This window comes from Plantactinospora sp. WMMB782, from assembly GCF_049179135.1.
In the GTDB taxonomy this organism is placed as follows: Bacteria; Actinomycetota; Actinomycetes; order Mycobacteriales; family Micromonosporaceae; genus Plantactinospora.
This window is the reverse complement of the sequence record NZ_JBMHMC010000007.1, coordinates 5,179,852-5,196,261: the sequence shown is the minus strand read 5'-3', so window position 1 is coordinate 5,196,261 and position 16,410 is coordinate 5,179,852. Positions and strand designations below refer to the sequence as shown.

10 protein-coding genes are annotated in these 16,410 nt (G+C 71.5%); 3 read left to right on the top strand and 7 right to left on the bottom strand.

Going from position 1 to position 16,410, the window contains the following annotated elements:
- Window positions 1–10: 10 nt before the first annotated feature.
- From ACN28A_RS25510 to ACN28A_RS25500, 3 genes are read right to left on the bottom strand one after another with little or no spacing between them, the layout of a single operon-like run.
- A complete protein-coding gene (locus ACN28A_RS25510) occupies window positions 11–277 on the bottom strand; it encodes a phosphopantetheine-binding protein (protein WP_421398855.1) in 267 nt (88 codons plus the stop codon).
- Window positions 274–3,384, bottom strand: a complete 3,111-nt coding sequence (locus tag ACN28A_RS25505) for a non-ribosomal peptide synthetase (RefSeq protein WP_421398853.1) — start codon at window positions 3,382–3,384, stop codon at window positions 274–276. Before ACN28A_RS25505 ends, ACN28A_RS25510 begins: the two co-directional genes overlap by 4 nt.
- Entirely contained in the window at window positions 3,381–4,871 is a 1,491-nt protein-coding gene (locus ACN28A_RS25500) for a class I adenylate-forming enzyme family protein (protein WP_421398851.1), read from the bottom strand. The genes ACN28A_RS25505 and ACN28A_RS25500 overlap by 4 nt, the downstream gene beginning before the upstream one ends.
- Window positions 4,872–5,118: 247 nt before the next feature.
- Between ACN28A_RS25500 and ACN28A_RS25495 the strand changes: the two genes are divergently transcribed.
- Window positions 5,119–5,808 carry a class I SAM-dependent methyltransferase gene (locus ACN28A_RS25495; protein WP_421398849.1) on the top strand — a complete coding sequence of 230 codons (690 nt, stop codon included), beginning with the start codon at window positions 5,119–5,121 and terminating at the stop codon, window positions 5,806–5,808.
- Window positions 5,809–5,821: 13 nt separating this feature from the next.
- On the opposite strand, the gene ACN28A_RS25490 is transcribed toward ACN28A_RS25495, so the two are convergent.
- From ACN28A_RS25490 to ACN28A_RS25475, 4 genes are all read right to left on the bottom strand, one after another.
- Window positions 5,822–7,216 (bottom strand): methylaspartate mutase, encoded by a 1,395-nt coding sequence (locus ACN28A_RS25490; RefSeq protein WP_421398846.1) that lies wholly within the window; start codon window positions 7,214–7,216, stop codon window positions 5,822–5,824.
- Window positions 7,213–7,626 carry a cobalamin B12-binding domain-containing protein gene (locus ACN28A_RS25485; protein ID WP_421398843.1) on the bottom strand — a complete coding sequence of 138 codons (414 nt, stop codon included), beginning with the start codon at window positions 7,624–7,626 and terminating at the stop codon, window positions 7,213–7,215. Before ACN28A_RS25485 ends, ACN28A_RS25490 begins: the two co-directional genes overlap by 4 nt.
- A gap of 41 nt (window positions 7,627–7,667) precedes the next feature.
- Window positions 7,668–8,960 (bottom strand): methylaspartate ammonia-lyase, encoded by a 1,293-nt coding sequence (locus ACN28A_RS25480; protein ID WP_421404646.1) that lies wholly within the window; start codon window positions 8,958–8,960, stop codon window positions 7,668–7,670.
- A gap of 147 nt (window positions 8,961–9,107) precedes the next feature.
- Entirely contained in the window at window positions 9,108–12,296 is a 3,189-nt protein-coding gene (locus ACN28A_RS25475) for a non-ribosomal peptide synthetase (RefSeq protein ID WP_421398840.1), read from the bottom strand.
- A 140-nt stretch (window positions 12,297–12,436) separates the two neighbouring features.
- Between ACN28A_RS25475 and ACN28A_RS25470 the strand changes: the two genes are divergently transcribed.
- Together ACN28A_RS25470 and ACN28A_RS25465 are read left to right on the top strand one after the other, a co-directional pair.
- Entirely contained in the window at window positions 12,437–15,646 is a 3,210-nt protein-coding gene (locus tag ACN28A_RS25470; RefSeq protein ID WP_421398838.1) for a non-ribosomal peptide synthetase, read from the top strand.
- Complete coding sequence (locus ACN28A_RS25465; protein WP_421398836.1) at window positions 15,643–16,407, top strand: thioesterase II family protein; 765 nt, start codon at window positions 15,643–15,645, stop codon at window positions 16,405–16,407. The genes ACN28A_RS25470 and ACN28A_RS25465 overlap by 4 nt, the downstream gene beginning before the upstream one ends.
- Window positions 16,408–16,410: the final 3 nt, after the last annotated feature.

The window sequence follows — 16,410 nt, the reverse complement described above, 5'->3', positions numbered from 1 at the left end:
GCCGGCCCGCCTACTCGTCGTCGAGGTGGGCGCCCCGGGCACGCAGCGCCACGGCGATCGCATCCACACTGTCCAGCGTGCCGGGCTGGGTGCCGATGTCGAACTCCACGCCGAACCTCGCCTCGATGGCGTCGATGAGCCGCAGGAAGCCGAGCGAGGAGACCCCCAGAGCGTTCAGCGTCTCTTCCGCTCGAAGCGCCTGCGACGCCGGGACCTCGCCGTCCGTCGCGGCCTCGACCAGGCTGGCCAGCTCCCGGCGAAGCACGTCGCCGGTCACCGGCCCGCCCCCGCCGTGACCCTGGCCCGGGCGACGAGGGCCGCGATGTCCGTGATCGTGGGAGCCGCGTAGAAGGCCTCCAGCGGCACCTCGACGCCGAGGGTCCGCTCGATCTGGTTGGTGATCCAGACAATCGTCAACGAGTGACCCCCCAGGTCGAACAGGTCGTCGTCCGGCCGCACCTGGTCGATCTGCAACGCCGCCTGCCAGATCGCCTGCAACTGCTCCACGACGCTCGGCTCGGCGTCCTCCGCCGCCCCGCCGGTATCCGCCTCCGGCGGGCGGACACCGGGTCGGTCCGGAGGCGGTGGCAGCGCCGCCCGGTCCAGCTTCCCGTTCCGGGTCGTCGGAAGCCGGTCCAGCGTCACCCATTCGGCCGGCACCATGACGGCCGGCAGTACCTCACCGAGGTATCGGCGCAGTTGCGCCGGCTCGGGCGCGGCGGTCTTTCCGGCTGGTACCAGGTAGCCCACCAGCCGCGGCTGCTGGTCCGCCGTGTGGTGCAGGCGCACCGCCGCCTGAGCCACCTGCGGATGCTCGAGCAGGCGTGCCTCGATCTCGCCGAGTTCCACCCGGTGTCCACGCACCTTCACCTGGTCGTCGAGGCGTCCCAGGAAGGCCACCTGGCCGTCCGGCAGCCACCTGACGCGGTCCCCGGTGCGATACAGCCGCGCGCCGGGCGGGCCGTAGGGATCCGGCAGGAAACGCTCCTCGGTCAGGTCGGGGCGGCGCAGGTAACCCTGGGCGACGCCAGCGCCTCCGATGTACAGCTCGCCCGCCACCCCGGCCGGCACGAGGCGCCGCCCGGGATCACAGACGTAGACCCGCGTGTTGGCGATCGGCCGCCCGATGGTCACCGACCCGACCGGCTCGGTCACCTCCGACATCATGGACCAGACGGTGGTCTCCGTCGGGCCGTACACATTGAACAGTCGTTGTACGCGAGGCCGGAGTACCCGGGCCAGCGCCGGCGGTAGCGCCTCTCCCCCGCTGAGCGCCACCACCGGTTCCCGGTCCGCGACGGACTCCGCCGGGCCGCCGTCGAGCAGCATGCGCCAGCCCGACGGCGTCGCCTGGACGTACCTGATCCGGTGGCGGCGGATCAGGTCCCACAATGCCGCCGGGTCCCGTGCCTGCGACTCGGCCGCGATGACGATCGGCGCGCCCACCGTCAGCGGCAGGAACAGCTCCAGCGCCGCGATGTCGAACGACAGCGACGTGTGGGCGAGCCATGCCCCGTCAGGGCCGGCCCCGAGAGTGTCACGCATCGCGAGTAACAGGTTGGCGAGGGCCGAGTGCGGCACGGACACGCCCTTCGGCTCCCCCGTCGATCCCGAGGTGTAGATGACGTAGGCGGTGTCGTGTGGCGCGGGCCGGGTCGCCTCGGTGCTGTCGTGCCGGCACCCGGCCAGGTCGGGACCGTCGACGGCGACGATCGCGCGAGCCGGTCCGAGGTCGGCGACGAGATTGGTCGTGGTGAGCACGACCGCCGGGTCGGCGTGGGCCACGATCGCGCGGACCCGCCGGGGCGGAAGCCCAGGGTCGATGGGCAGGTAGGCCGCTCCGGCCTTCGCCGCTGCCAGGACCGCCACCGGCGTCCGCCAGGACCGTTCGAGGAAGACACCGACAAGGTCGCCCCGGCCCACCCCCATGCCGCGCAGCCGGCCGGTCAGCTCGTCCACCGCGGCCGCCAGCTCGGCGTAGCCCAACCGGCGCTCGTCGGCCTGCACCGCCGGTGCGTACGGGCGCGCACGGACCTGGTAGTCGAAGAGGCTCACCACTGTCGCGTCCGAAGGGTACGTACGCGCGGTGTCGTTCCACTCCACGAGCATCCGCCGCCGCTCCTCCGCGCTGGGTGGCGGTAGCTGCGCGACAGGCAGATGCGGGTCCTCCCGCACGGTGCGGAGCAGCCCGCGCAGGTCGGGCACGAAACGCGCGAGCGCCGCCCGGTCGACCGCCCCGGGGCTGTACTCGAGGCTGCCGGTGATGGTGCTGCCGTGGTCGACAAGCAGGATACGCAGCGCGTTGCGGGCGACACCGTTGAAGACCTTCCAGTCCACCGTGGCGACGAGCCCGGCGAACTCGGGATCACTCGGTTGTTGGCGGTAGCTGACGGTGACGGGGGCCAGGGCCGTACGGGGCCGAAGTCCGGGTACGGCACTGGAGACCGGCGTCTGTCGGAACCGGTACACCTCGTGCAGCCGGCGCCGCGTCTCCCGGGCGTAGCCGGAGAACGTGGCACCGTCGGCGGCGGGCGCGCTCACCGGCAACGAGTTGACGAACGCGCCGATCGTGCGAGCGGTGAGCGCGGTGCGGGTGGACAGGTCGACCGCCACCACCGGGGCCGGGTCGCCGTAGCGGTGCAGGAGCGCCTGTAAGGCCGTGAACAGCAGCTCGAAACGGGTGATGCCGAGCTGGTGGGCGGTCTCCTCGACGTCACGGACCGTTTCCTCGGCCAGCTCGAAATGCTGAACCTCGCCGGGTTCCGCGGTGACCGGCACGTGCGCCAGACCGGGAAGGCACGGCGGGCCGGGCTCGGACCATCGTGCCGTCCAGTAGTCGACGGCCTGCGCGTGGCGGGCCGCCGTCTGCTCCCGTCCGGCGGTGTGCATGCCGACAGCGGGCGGAGGCAACGGACCCGGCCCGGCGGAGCCGGGCACCACGACGGCGTTGTAGATCGCGGCGAGTTCCGACACGAGGATGTCCTTCGACATCCCGTCGAACACCAGGTGGTGCCCGACCACGAGCAGCACGGCTCGCCGGGGGCCGTCGGTGGCGAGCACGAACCGGGCCAGCGGGCCGTGGCGCAGGTCGAACGGGCGGGTCATCTCCCGTTGCAGGAGTCCGTCGGAGAGTTCGGCGTCGACCACCCGCACCGGGCTGGCCGCCGGCACGAGACAGGGCTCGCCGGCACCGTCCTCGGCCACCGCCATACCGAGAATCCCGTGCCGGGCGACCGCGGCGGCGCACGCCTCGCCGAGCGCCGGGCGGTCGACCGGGCCGGCGAAAGTTATCGTCAACGGTACGTGGAACAGCGTCCCCGCGATCCCCATCCGCTCGGTCAGCCAGATGCCGCGCTGTATGTCGGACAGCGGTACCGTTTTCAACGCGCCCCCTTCGTGGCCACCGGCCGGAGCACGGTTGCCAACAGTTCGCTCTTGACGACCTTGCCCCCGGCGTTGCGCGGCAGCCGGTCGGCCAGGGCCACCCGGGACGGCAGCTCGTGATCGGCCAGCCGGCCGCTGAGGAAGGCGCGCACCGCGGCGAGGTCGAGCCGCGTCGCACCGTCCGCCCGGCGCGGCACGATCACCGCAGCCACCGAGGCGCCGAGCACGGGATGCGGTACGCCGACGACGGCGGTCTCGAGTACCTCCGGATGCTCGTGGAGCGCCGCCTCGACCTCGAGCGTCGAGACCTTGTGCGCCCCGCACTTGATCACGTCCTGGTGGCGGTCGACCAGGTACAGGTAGCCGTCGCCGTCCAACCTTCCCACGTCACCGGTGCGGACCCACCCGTCGCGGAAGGTCCGCCGGGACGCGGCTTCGTCGCCGAGGTAGCTGCGCGGGTGCGGCGAGCGCAGCCACACCTCGCCGACCGTGCCGGCGGGTACCGCCGCGCCGTGGGAGTCAACGATCATCACCTGGCCCCCGGCGGCTCGACCCAGGGCCGTCGGCCGGCTGGCGTCGAAGATCATGCTGATCTGTGCGGGGCTCGCCTCCGTGGAGGTGTAGTAGTTGACGAGCACGGCGTTGGTAAATGCGCTGACCAGTTCGTTGGCCACGGCGGGGGGCAGGGCGGCGGCGGTCGAGCCGACCAAGCGGATCCGCGATGTGTCGCACCGATCCAGGACGCCCGCCCGCAGCAGCTCGATCGCCATTGCCGGTACCAGGAACAGCGAGCCGACGCCGCAGCCGTCGAGCAGTCGCGCGAACCGTGCGGGCGTGAACCGCGGCAACGTCAGCGCGCTGGGATGGGCGTCGAGCGCGTTGAAGAGCATGACCTGGCCCGCGTTGGTCCCGATCGGGAACGCGTGCAGGAACCGCTCCGAGTGTGCCAACCGCCGCCGACGCGGATCGGTGGCCGCGCCGAACGTGAGGTTGGCATGGCTGGCGCCGACCGCCTTCGGCCTGCCGGTGGTGCCCGACGTGTACATGATCTGCGCAAGATCGCCGGGTCGGGTCTCGACGCCAGGCCGGTCGTCGACCGGGGCGGCCTCGATCTCGGCCAAGGTGGGTGTGGGCAGGTCCAGTCCTGCTGGCAGGCGCGGGTCACCGCCCCCGTGCAGCAGGGCGATCGGTGCGCAGTGCTCCAGCACGTACCGGAAGGCGTGCGACCCCATCCCGCTCAGGCACGGAACGGCGACACCACCCGCCCGCTGGACCGCGCAGTAGGCGACCGCGAACCCGGTCCAGTCCCGATTGTCGAACCTGAGCACCACCCGGTCGCCACGACGCAGCCCGCGCGCCAACAGGCCGGCCGCCACCGTGGACGCCCGCCGGTCCCACTCGCCGAACGAGAGACTGGCGACCCCGTAGGTCTCCAGAGCCGTGCGGGAGGGCTCCTGCCTGGCCCGCGCGGCCAGCAGCTGGGGCATCGTCCGAGGCGGGGCGGACCCCCGGGTGGTCACGTTGACGTCCCGCTCGGCGGGGTAGCGACGCACCCGGGCGTGTGGTTTTCCATCCCGAGCTTCCACCCCCCGATCGACGATTACCCGACCCTCTCAGCGGGTCGACCAGGAGAGCACGTCGCCAGAAGTGGGGACTACGGCCGCATCCGATAATCGCGATCCTTGACGGAAGGTACCAACGCTCGCCGTCTGACTTCAATTCGCGGAGTCCACCTTGACGATAACCCACAAAGCTCCAGAAAAATGGAGCGTCGGCGACACGATCGCGATGGCGGCACTCGCCTCGTTCGGTGTCGACTACGTTCCCTGGAATGCCTATTCGATGCGGCCGGCGGCACTGGCCACCGTGGTCAACGAGATGGAATCCCGGCAGCGGAAATCGGTGGTCGAAATCGGCGCCGGCGCGTCGACGGTGTACCTCGCCCACGCGGTCGCCCGAAACGGTGGCCGGCTGGTCAGCATCGAGCACGATCCCGTGTTCGGTGAATACGTGAGGGGCGTCATCGCACGAAACGGCCTCGCTTCCGTCGCCCGCGTCGAGGTCGTCCCGTTGGCGCCGTTGCCAGCCGGGTTACTCGAGGAAAGCCAGGAATGGGAACTTCCCGACCGGTGGTACGACGTGGAGCGGGTCCGTCTCGCCTGCCCTCCACGGATCGACACGCTGGTCGTGGACGGGCCGCCCGCCTTCGGCGACCTGAACGCGTTGTGCCGCGATCCTGCCGTGCCGGCTCTGGTCGACCAGCTGGCACCGTCGTACTCGCTGTTCCTCGACGACATCGACCGGCCCGCGGACGAGGAAACGGCCCGGCGTTGGGAACGCCGGCTGGGCATCACCATCAATCTGATCGAACGCATCTCGCTGGCCGTCGGCACACCTGACGAGGGGTTGATGCTGACGTTCTGAGGCCCGGGGCCGGTTACCGCCCGCCAACCGCATGCGCCTCGCCCACGAAGGGGTCGTCACAGCCTTCATCGGACCTGGCCATCGCCGTACCGTCACCCGGCCCGAGCGCGGACCCGGCCCCGGCACGGCCGGTTTCGGGTCCGTGGTCGAAGGTGCGGCGGACGTACGAGAGATCGGCGAGCAGGCGGTCGGAGGTGATCCGGTGATCGCCGCTCCGCGTAGGCCGGCGCACCGGCAGCGAGCCCGTGTCGGACCAGCGGAGCGAGCCGTCGTCTGCCACATAGCTACGGGTCCGGCCGCGGTTGTCGGGATGCAGGCAGTAGGGAACGTCAAGGTAGCCGCGGTCGAAGGCGAGCAACAGGGCCCGTCCGATGTCGGGAGCCAGGTTGAGCACGGCAGCGACCAGGTCCCGCGCTTCCTCGTACGTGGCGGAGTCCGCATCCGGTTCGGCGGGAACGACCTTGGTGGGTACGAACGAACCGGCGTACCGCAGCGCGGCCACGTTCTCCACCACCGTGGGTATGCCTCTGGACTCGGCCGCCGTCTTGACGATGAGTCGCTCCGAACCGCTGTAGACGGCCAGCCGCGCGGACTGACCCAGGAGTCGGAACGCCCCCCTGCTCGTTGTCGGATACAACCCCATGTAGGTGTAGACGACGACGTGCCAGTCGGTTACCGGTAGCAGCTCGGCGCAGAGGCGACGCAACGCCGCGACCGCCTCCAGGTCCTGGGCCAGCTGGGTCTGCTGCGCATAGCTCACCGAGACACTGCGCATCCCGTGCTGGCAGAAGAACAGCGCCTCCAGCACGCTGACCGCTACCAGGAGGCTGGGCGGGCAGAGTTGACCCAGCAGACAACCGCCGAAGGTCTCCAGGTGCGGTTCGGCTCCCCATTCCCGCAACGCCGTGAAGCGGCGCACGCAGTCCGCCCAGTTGCGCACGGACTCCGCCAGCGGGGTACGGCTGTACGGCAGGCAGTACGACACGGGGCCGCCCTCGCTCGCGGTCAGGCCCGCCGCGACGAGCGCGTCGAAGATCTTCCGGGGCGCCGCCGAGCCGTGTCTGACCTGCACAGGAAAGTCGGGACCGAGGATCCCGGCCAGCATTGCCCTGGTGATGGCGGGGTCGATGCTGGTGATCGGATACCCGTTGAGCGGTTGGCCGGTCTCCAGCGCCCGCGCGACCGCCGCGAGATCCCCGACACGCGTATAACTGTCCAGGGTGATGGTGCCGACGGTGGCGGCCCCGGCCCGCCGGGTCGCGGCCAGGCCGGCCCGCATCGCCGACGGCTCGCTGAATCCCATCCGCGGCTGCACCAGCAGCATGCCCCGATCCGCCGCGTCGCGGACGAACGCACCGAGGTCGACCGGTGGCCCGCCGAACTCCGGCCGACGCGCGAGCGGGGTCACCGCTCCGCCTCGATACTCGACATGGCGTCGGCCGTCGCGAGGAATTTGCGGAACTCGGCGATGCTGCCGTCGACGAAGACGGCGTCGAAACCTGCCGCCATCAGCCTGTCGGTGTACACCTCGGGGCGGTCGGCAGACAGACCGAGTTTGCCGCCGATGACGATCGGAGTGGTGGCAAGTCGCGCGCACCTCCGCAACAGCCGGATCACCCGTAGTCCGTCACACTGTCCGTGCCCGTTGACACTGCTCATCACGATCATCGCCGGTTCGAGGCGCTGGCATTCGGCGACCAGCAGATCGTCCGGTACGCAGGGGCCGAGGTTGACCACATCGTAGCCCAGTTCCTCGATGAGCAGCTGGAGGTAGACCAGGTTCCAGGTGTGCGAGTCCGAGGCGAGTCCGGTCACCACGACGCGAGGACGATCGGGTGCGGTCAGGTCGGTGTGACCTGTCAACGCACAGCCCCGCGCTCAACCGTGGATCGCCCGGTCGGGCCTTCGGGGACGGCAGTCCCGGCCGCACCGACCGACCGCCGCCGCGCCAGCACCGCGAGTAGCCGGGACTGCTCGTTGCGCGCGAGCATCAACCCCTCGTCGACACCCATGCCCGGCTTTGCCAGCTGCACGTCCGGCCTGCTCGCGAGCGCGACATGGACGGAGACACGGGCGGAGACCTCCGTCTCCGCACAGCTCCCACCGAGCATCACGCCAACTCCCGCACGCCTGCAGTGCAGCACGGCCAGCAGGCTGTCCTCGACGCTGCCCAGGTCGGGCATCTTGACCTGGAACATGTGCCCCGCCCCGGCCGCGACGAAGGCGCGAATGTCCTCGAGGGTGTTGCACCACTCGTCGGCGACCACGACGACCCCGCTCCCCCGGTGCCGCAGGATCCCGCACAAGCGCGCCAGTCCGTCGATCTGACGCTGCCGGCCGCCGAGGTCGACGGGTGACTCGACGAGCAACCTGTGCGGTCCGGCGATCCGCTCCAGCCGCAGCAGGTAGTCGGCAACCGCCTCGAGGTCGCCCGCGAAGGCCAGGCCGGCCGTGCCGTACAGATCCAGATGCAGGTCGGGCCGATAGTGCGGCCCGCCGAGACGTGCGATCCGGGAGACCAGCCACTCGACGTACCCCACGAGCGCCTCGCCCGCCGGACCGAATTTCTCGACGCTGTTGATAAGGCCGTGCGGCAGTGCGTCGACCTCTTTCAGGATCATCTTGTCGGCGCCGCCGTGGCGGTCGTCGCCGGACTGCGCGTAGATCGGCACCGGCCCGGTCGGCAGTGCCAGGTCGTATTCGTCGCAGAGCACCTCGCACATCGTGCGCCGCCCGGCTGCGGCAACCGCGGCCAGCCAGGCCTGGCTCAGGCCGTACCGCAGCGCGACGCTGTCCGCCCCGGCGGCCAGGAGCCGGGTGAGCCCGCTGCGGAATCCCTTGACCGGCATGCCGAGCAGGGCGGAGCGCAGCTCCGTCCCGACCTGTGCGCCGGCCTCTTCGGCGTGCAGCTCGCGGCCGCCGGCCGCGACGTACTGGACGGCGGCCGCGTCACCCCAGACCACCGTGCCGTCGTCGAGACACAGCCCGATCGCGAGGGCGCGCGCGGGATCCCGGATTGCCGCGAGGCCGGGGGTTACCGGCGGCCCAGGGTAGTGCTGGCCATCGCGACCCGCGCCCCGCCGTATCGCCGCCAGGTCGTCGTGGAAGAACCCGCCAGCGACCGGTGTCACAATGACGTCGGCGATGTTCATCGGCACCGTCCAACTCTCGAACAGGGAAAGCCGGCTTTCTGATCCTCCGCCGTGCGCGTGCCGGCCGTGACCGGGCGGGTGGGGATCGTCGACGAGCCCGTCGCTCGTCGCTGCGTCATCTGCTCGGGGAGCGCTGCGGGTAACGCCTCAGGCGGCACCGGCGGCGTCCCGGTGATTCGCCGTCGCGGCCTGGATCTGCCCGGTGAGCGCCGCCGGCGTCGGCGCCCGGAAGACCGTGGCGAGGGTGACGCGGATCCCGCAGGCCGTGCTGATGGCGGCGGCCAGTTGAGCGGCCTGGAGCGACGAGGCGCCGCTGAGGAAGAAGTTGGCGTCGGGATCCTGCGGTGCTGAGCCGAGCGTTCGCCGCCACGCTTCGACGACCCGCTCGTCGACGGCGTCGACCGGCGGCTCGGCAGGACCGCCTGGCGACCGTCGGGGGTGCCGCCCCACCTCGATCGGTACCGTGGGGTCGGCGGTCATCCCGACGCCGCCCGCGACCAGCGAGGATAGGTCGAGCTTCCCGTTGGGCGTCTGTGGCAGCTCGTCCATGACCACGAACTGGCTGGGCACACAGTAGCCGGGCAGCCGGGCCCGGCAGTGCTGCCACAGCGACGCGACGAGGTCTGGCCGGTCGTCAGCGGCGACGTACGCGGCGAGATGCCCGTCCCCGGTCGGGTCGCCCCGCAGCACGACGACGGCGGCCCGCACCCCCTGGTACTCCTCCAGGCAGTGCTCGACCTCCGCCGGCTCGATCCGGTGAGCCCGGAGCTTGATCTGCCGGTCGGACCGGCCGAGGAGTTCGATACGGCCATCCGGGAGGATCCGGGCCCGGTCGCCGGTACGGTAGTAGCGGCCCAGCACCGGATGCGTCGGGAACCGCTCGGCCGTGAGCTCCGGTTGCCGCAGGTAGCCGTCGGCGACACCGGCGCCCGCCAGGCACAGCTCTCCGGCAACCTCGACGGCGCGGGGTTTGCCCCGCTCGTCGAGGACGTATGCCTGGGTGTTGGCGATCGGCCGTCCGACCGTGATCCGGTCCGGGTCCTCGTCAGCGACAGACGCCAGCGTGGACCAGATCGTGGTCTCGGTGGGGCCGTAGGCGTTGTATGCGCGACAACCGGCCGCGACGAACGCCCGTGCGAGCTTCGGGGTCAGCGGCTCGCCGCCGCAGATCGCCGTCCGCGACGCGAGTCGCCGACCAGCGGCCGGCAGGATCAGGCGCCAGATGGTCGGGGTGGCCTGGATGACAGTGACCCCGGACCGATCGAGCAGATCGACGAGCTGGTCCGGTTGCATGCGCATCGCGTCCGCGACGACGACGCGACCCCCGACGGCCAGCGGGAGGAACAGCTCCAGCGCCGAGATGTCGAACGCGAACGTGGTCAGCCACGCCACCGTCGTCGTGCGGTCGGCCCCGACGAGGTCCATCCAGAACCGCACGACGTTGGCCAGGTTCGCGTGGGTCAGCCGAACGCCCTTCGGCCGGCCGGTGGATCCGGAGGTGTAGATCAGGTACGCGACGGCCGCCGGGTCGAAGTCGTCGGACAGCGCGGCTGCGGACGCGCCGCGAACGCGGCCGACGCGCAGTGCCGTTCTGCCGGCGTACAGCGCGGCGAGGACGTCGTCACGCTCTCCCGGCTGCTCCTCGGGCGACCGGTGATTCGTGTCGACGATGAACTCGCATCCGGCGTCGTCGAGCTGATAACGCAGGCGCTCCGCCGGATGCTCCGGGTCGAGCGGCAGGTAGGCGGCGCCGGCCGCCCAGATCCCGAGAACGGCGGCCGCCAACTCCGGCCCGCGTGGCCCCATCAGGGCCACCACCTGCCCGACTCCCGCGCCGGCCTCCCGCAGCGCCCGCTCCACCGCCCCGGCCGCTCCGATCAGCTCCCGGTAGCTGACCTCACCGCCGTCGTAGCAGATCGCGACCGCCTCCGGGTTTCGTCGCGCGGCGCCGAGAATCAACTCCGGAACCGTGGCCGGAGGGTCCCAGTGGCGGGCGGTGTCGTTCATCCGCCCGAGCAACTCGATCTCGGTGCGGGTCCGCAGATCGAGGTCTCCGACAGGTAGGCCGGGGCAGGCTCGCGCCTGCTCCAGGGTGAGGCGGACGCGGTCGAGCAGCCGCTCGGCGAACTCCCGGTCGTGGACCTCCGCGCTGTACGCGACGCGCATCACCAGGTGTGCTCCAGGGAGCGGCTCGACGATGAGTTCCAGATCGAACCGGCTCAGTCCGGTGTGCACCTGTCGCAGCGGGCGGTCGGCCGGGTCGTATTCCTCGACAGACATCCCGGGTGGCAGCGGTGGCAGGGGATGGTAGTTGAACAGGTGGCGCAGTGGTCCACCGCGCCACCACATCGGGTCGTCGACCGCTGCCACCTCCGACGCGAGCGCCTCGAACGGTGCGTCGGCATGGTTCATCGCCGACAACAGGTCGACGCTGACCCGCTTGGCCAACTCGTCGAACGTGGACTCCGGCGAGACCCGGACGCGCATCGGTAGCATGGCCACGCCGTACCCGACCCGGGGGACGTCCGCCACACCGCTGGCCATGACGCCGACCAGCAGGTCGTCGGCGGCGCCTTCGAACCGCAGGGCCAGCAGGTACGCCGTGAGCAGCACGGCGGCGTCCGTGACGCGACCGCGCCGACGGAGCTCGGCGACCGTGTCGCGGGTGTGCCCCGGCAGGATCACCGCCACCTCGTCCCCGACGAACGTGGGCGGCGCGGCGTACGGTCGGGCGGCGTCGAGGACCATTCCCGTGTTCCGGATCCCCCGGAGGCGTTCCCGCCAGAAACGCAGCGACTCCGCGCTGGGGAGCGTCGGCGGCGGAGGCGGCGCGGGCGGCCGGTGCGGTGGTTCACCGGTCTCGGCCAGGCAGAAGTACCCTCCGATCAGCTCGTCGTGCAGAATTGTCACACTCGTCGAGTCGACGACCAGGTGGTGCGCGGCGAGGCAGTACCACTGCTGCCCCGAGTCGGTCTGGAACAGTCCCAGCCGGATCAGGGGCGCCCGGTCGAGATCGAACGGAGCCGCCGCGTAGCGCCGGAGCGCCGCCGGCAGCTCCGGTTCGGCAACGTCGAAAACCTCCAACGCCACCGCGACCTCGTCGGCGGCACAGATCTCGCGCACGGGCGGGCCGGTGTCCCCGGCACGGAAGCGGCTCCGCAAGACGTCGTGCCGGCGCACCAGCCAACGGAACGACTCGTTCATCGGCCACCAACGCGACGGGGTCGGAGCCCTCAGCTGCACCGCGATGTTCGCGACGCCGAGATCCGGCGCGAGCTGGTGCAGGAGCCAGAGTGACTGCTCGCCCGGGGAGAGCGCCGCCGTCGATGTGGTCATCGTCCCAGCCAAGCAGCAGTGCCGGCGTCGGGCCTGTCGCGTGATCCAGCGACATGATCACGGCTCGGTGGACGTAACGCGAACCTGTGACAGGTCGGCGACGCGCCGCACTGCTTTGCTCGATGCGTGAGGACAGACACATGACGTCTGGGGTACGCACGAGCGACCCCGTGGAGTCCGGGCGGCCCGGCGCGGCTTCCCCGGAGGCCACCGCGCCCCGCGAGGAGAGCTCCGGGAGTCCACGGGACGTCGAGCTGTCCCCGAAGGAGCGGGCGCAGTGGATGCTGCACCAGCTGGTGCCGGGCCGGGGCGTGTGCAACCTCTCCGCCGCGGTCGAGGTCGACCGGCCGCTCCGGTGGTGGCCGCTCCAGGAGGCACTGAATCACCTGGTACGCCGCCACCCCGCGCTACGGATCGCGGTTCGCTCGGACGCTTCGGCCCTGCGCAAGCGGTTTCTGCCCGAGGACCAGGAAGTCCCACTCACCGTCGAGACGGCGACGGAGGACACCCTCGGCACGTCGCTCGTGGAGTTGGCGAGCGGGCCGTTCGACCTGGACGGCGGGATCCTGGTCCGGGCCCATCTGATCACCGTCGCCGACACTGGCGGCTGTGTGGTGAGCCTGGTACTGCACCATCTCGTCGGCGACCTGGTCACGTTGATCGTGCTGACCCGCGAGCTGTCGCGCCTGTACGACAGCTTCGCCGAGACCGGACAGCCGACGCCGGACCTGTCCGGACCGGTTCCCGCCCGCCTCGAACCGCCCCCCGACCCGGGCGCGCTCGAGTACTGGACGAGGCACCTGGACGGGGTCGACTCCACCGCGATGGCCATGGCCGGAGCTCGCCCCGTCGAAGGGCGTCCCACGTTCTCGGGTGGCCGGGTCGAGCGTGACCTGCCGGCCGCGGCCGTGGCCGCCGTGGCCCGGATCCGGGAACGCACCCGGATGACCCAGAACGTGGTGTTGATGACCGCCTTCTATCTCACCCTGGCCCGGCACGGAGCCGGCCCGGATCTGGTGATCGGGGTACCGGTGAGCGGGCGTACCGAGGATCGCGGCGAAGCCGTCGGCTTCCACAACGTCACCCTGCCGGTCAGGGTGTCCGTCGACGACCAGATGACCGTCGACGCACTGCTCAGACGGGTGGCCGTCGCGTTCCTCGAAGGCGTCGGGCATCGCAGCGTGTCCTTCGAGGCGGTACGGGACAGGCTGCCGGGGCGGTCCGGCGACTGGCGGGTCCCGTTGTTCCGCCACATGTTCAACTACCGGTCGGACCCGTCCGGGCACCAGGGTTCCACCGACGGGGCGCCGCTGGAGATGGCGGGCCGACCGGCCCGCCGGATCCTCGTCTCGAACGCGTTCAGCCGGCTCGACCTGGAGCTGTGCGTGTACCCGTCCGAATCGAAGATCTCCGTCGAGGTGGTCTACAGCGACGAGATCCACGACGCGGCGTTCGTGCGGCGCTGGATGGACCGCTACGAGGCGATCGTGCGCGAGATGGCCGATCGGCTCGACGAACCGGTCGGGGCGGTGTCCGGGTGGAGCCCCGCCGAACGGGCCGAGCAGGGTGGCGCCAGCGCAGGCGCCATGACACCGCCCGACCGGCACCTGCTGACAGTGATCCGTGAACGGGCCGAGGCGCTTCCCCTGGCACCGGCACTCCGGTGTTCCGGCCGGACGGTCAGCTACCGTGAGCTGGTCGCCACCGCCGACCTGGTGCGGCGTCGTCTGATGGATCTGGGGGTCGGTCGAGGCGACATCGTCGCGCTGCACGCCACCCGGGGACCGTCGTTGGCCGCGGCGACGCTCGGCGTGTGGGCGGCCGGCGCCGCGTACCTGCCGCTCGACCCCGCGCACCCCGCGACGCGGCTGGCCGACCAGATCGCCGACGCCGGTGCGGCGGCGGTCATCGCCGACGCCGCCCCGGACCCGGCCTGCCTCGTGGGCCGGCCGTGGCTTCCGCTGCCGGACGTGGTGCGGACGGCTGCGGCGGTTCAGGCGCCGACCGGTTCCGGGCTGGGCGAATGGCCGTCCCCGGAACTCGACAGTCCCGCCTACGTCATCTACACCTCCGGTTCGACCGGCAAGCCCAAGGGCGTCGTGGTCTCGCACGCGAACCTCGCGAACGTCGTGTTCGACTTCGTCGACCGGCTCCGGTTCGGTCCGGAGGACCGGATGCTGTGGCTGACCACGATGTCGTTCGACATCGCGGGCCTGGAGCTCTTCCTGCCGCTTGCCGCCGGGGGGACCGTCGTGGTGGGCTCGGACGTCGACCGGATGGATCCGGACCGCCTGCTCGACCTGATCGTCGACCAGGACGTGACGGTGGCACAGGCGACCCCCACCACCTGGCGACACGTCGGCGGCCGGCTGCGCGGCCAGCTCGACGGCCGCCGGGTGCTGTGCGGCGGCGAGCCGCTGAGCCCGGCCCTCGCGGAGCTGCTGCTGTCCGACGGCTGCCGGCTGTTCAACGTGTACGGGCCGACCGAGACCACGATCTGGTCCACCGCCGTCGAGCTGACCTCACCGGTGCCGAACCCCGTGCCGATCGGGTCCCCGATCGCGAACACGACGGTGCGCCTGCTCACTCCGGAAGGTCGCCCGGTGCTGCCCGGGGTACCGGGCGAGGTGTGCATCGGCGGGGCCGGGGTCGCGCGGGGCTACCACGGGTTGCCGGAGCTGACCGCCCAGCGGTTCTGCGTAGCGCCGGGCTTCGGCCGGTACTACCGCACCGGCGACCTCGCCCGGCTCACCGGGTCCGGGTTGGTCTTTCTCGGCCGGCTGGACCGGCAGGTGAAGGTCCGCGGACACCGGGTGGAACCGGTCGAGGTGGAGGCCGTGCTGGAGGAGCACCCGGCCGTGCGGACCGCCGCGGTCATCACGGAGCCCGACAGCGCCGGGCACCTGCGCCTGGTCGCAGCGATCGTGGCGGAACCAGCCGTCGAGGTGCAGTCCGGCGAGCTGCTGCGTGATCATGTCGCGGACCGGCTGCCGGCGGGCGCGGTTCCCGGCCGGTACGTCTTTCTCCCGGAACTGCCGCTGACCGGGAACGGCAAGGTCGATCACCGGGAGCTGGCCGCACGACTCGGTCGGCTGAGCGGGTCGGTGGAGCTGCCCGCCGACCCCCGGCTGCGCTCGCTGGTGCGGCTGTGGCGCGAGGCGCTCGGCGACGACCGGCTCGGCGCCGACGCGGACTTCTTCCTCAACGGCGGCCACTCGCTGCTCGCCGTGAACCTGGCAGCCCAGATCAGCGCCTTGTTCGGCGTACGGATCGAGTTCGACACGATCTTCGATACACCCTCGCCGGAGCGGCTGCTGCCCCGGCTCAGAACAGAAGGTGAGACTCGATGAGCGCGCGCGACTGGTATGTGCCGCTGAGCGGATCGGTCCGCGAATCCCGGCCCGACACCCTGCCCCGACTCTTCGTCTTCCCGCACTCCGGCGCGGGCTACGCGCGCTACAGCGAGTTCACGAAGGCCGTCGCGCCGGACCTCGACGTGTGGGCCGCCAATCTTCCCGGCCGGCAGGCCCGGCTGGACGAGCCGCCCATGGCGGACCTGTCCGCGCTCGTCGAGGAGCTCGCCGAGCGGTTGCCCAGGCACGCGACCGCACGCTACGGGCTGTTCGGGTACTGCGGCGGCGCGCTACTGGCGTTCCTCGTCGCGAGGGCGCTGCGCGATCGCGGTATGCCGCCCCCCGCAGCTCTGATCATCGCGTCGTACGAGGCGCCGGACATCGGGTTCGGGCTGCTCACCCGACGCCTCGCGACAATGCCGAGCGATCGCCTGTGGAAGTGGCTGATCGAGGAGGGGGGACTCTCACGGGAGCTGGCGGAGGAGGAGCGGCTCCGCAGGGCGGTCGAGCCGGCGGTCCGGGCGGACTTCTCGCTGCTCGCCCGGTACCGGTACAGACCGGCGCCTCCGCTCGAGACGCCGGTGACGGTGTGCTTCGGCGCGGGCGAGGACAGCCCGCGGGGAGCCTGGCTCGGTTGGCGGCGGCAGAGCGTTGCCCCGCTACGGCTCCGGGCGCTGTCCAGCGGCCACTGGTTACTCGACCAGGCGGTCGACGAACTCGCGAAGGTCGTCGTCGAGGCATTCGAGGAGACGCCGTGAGCG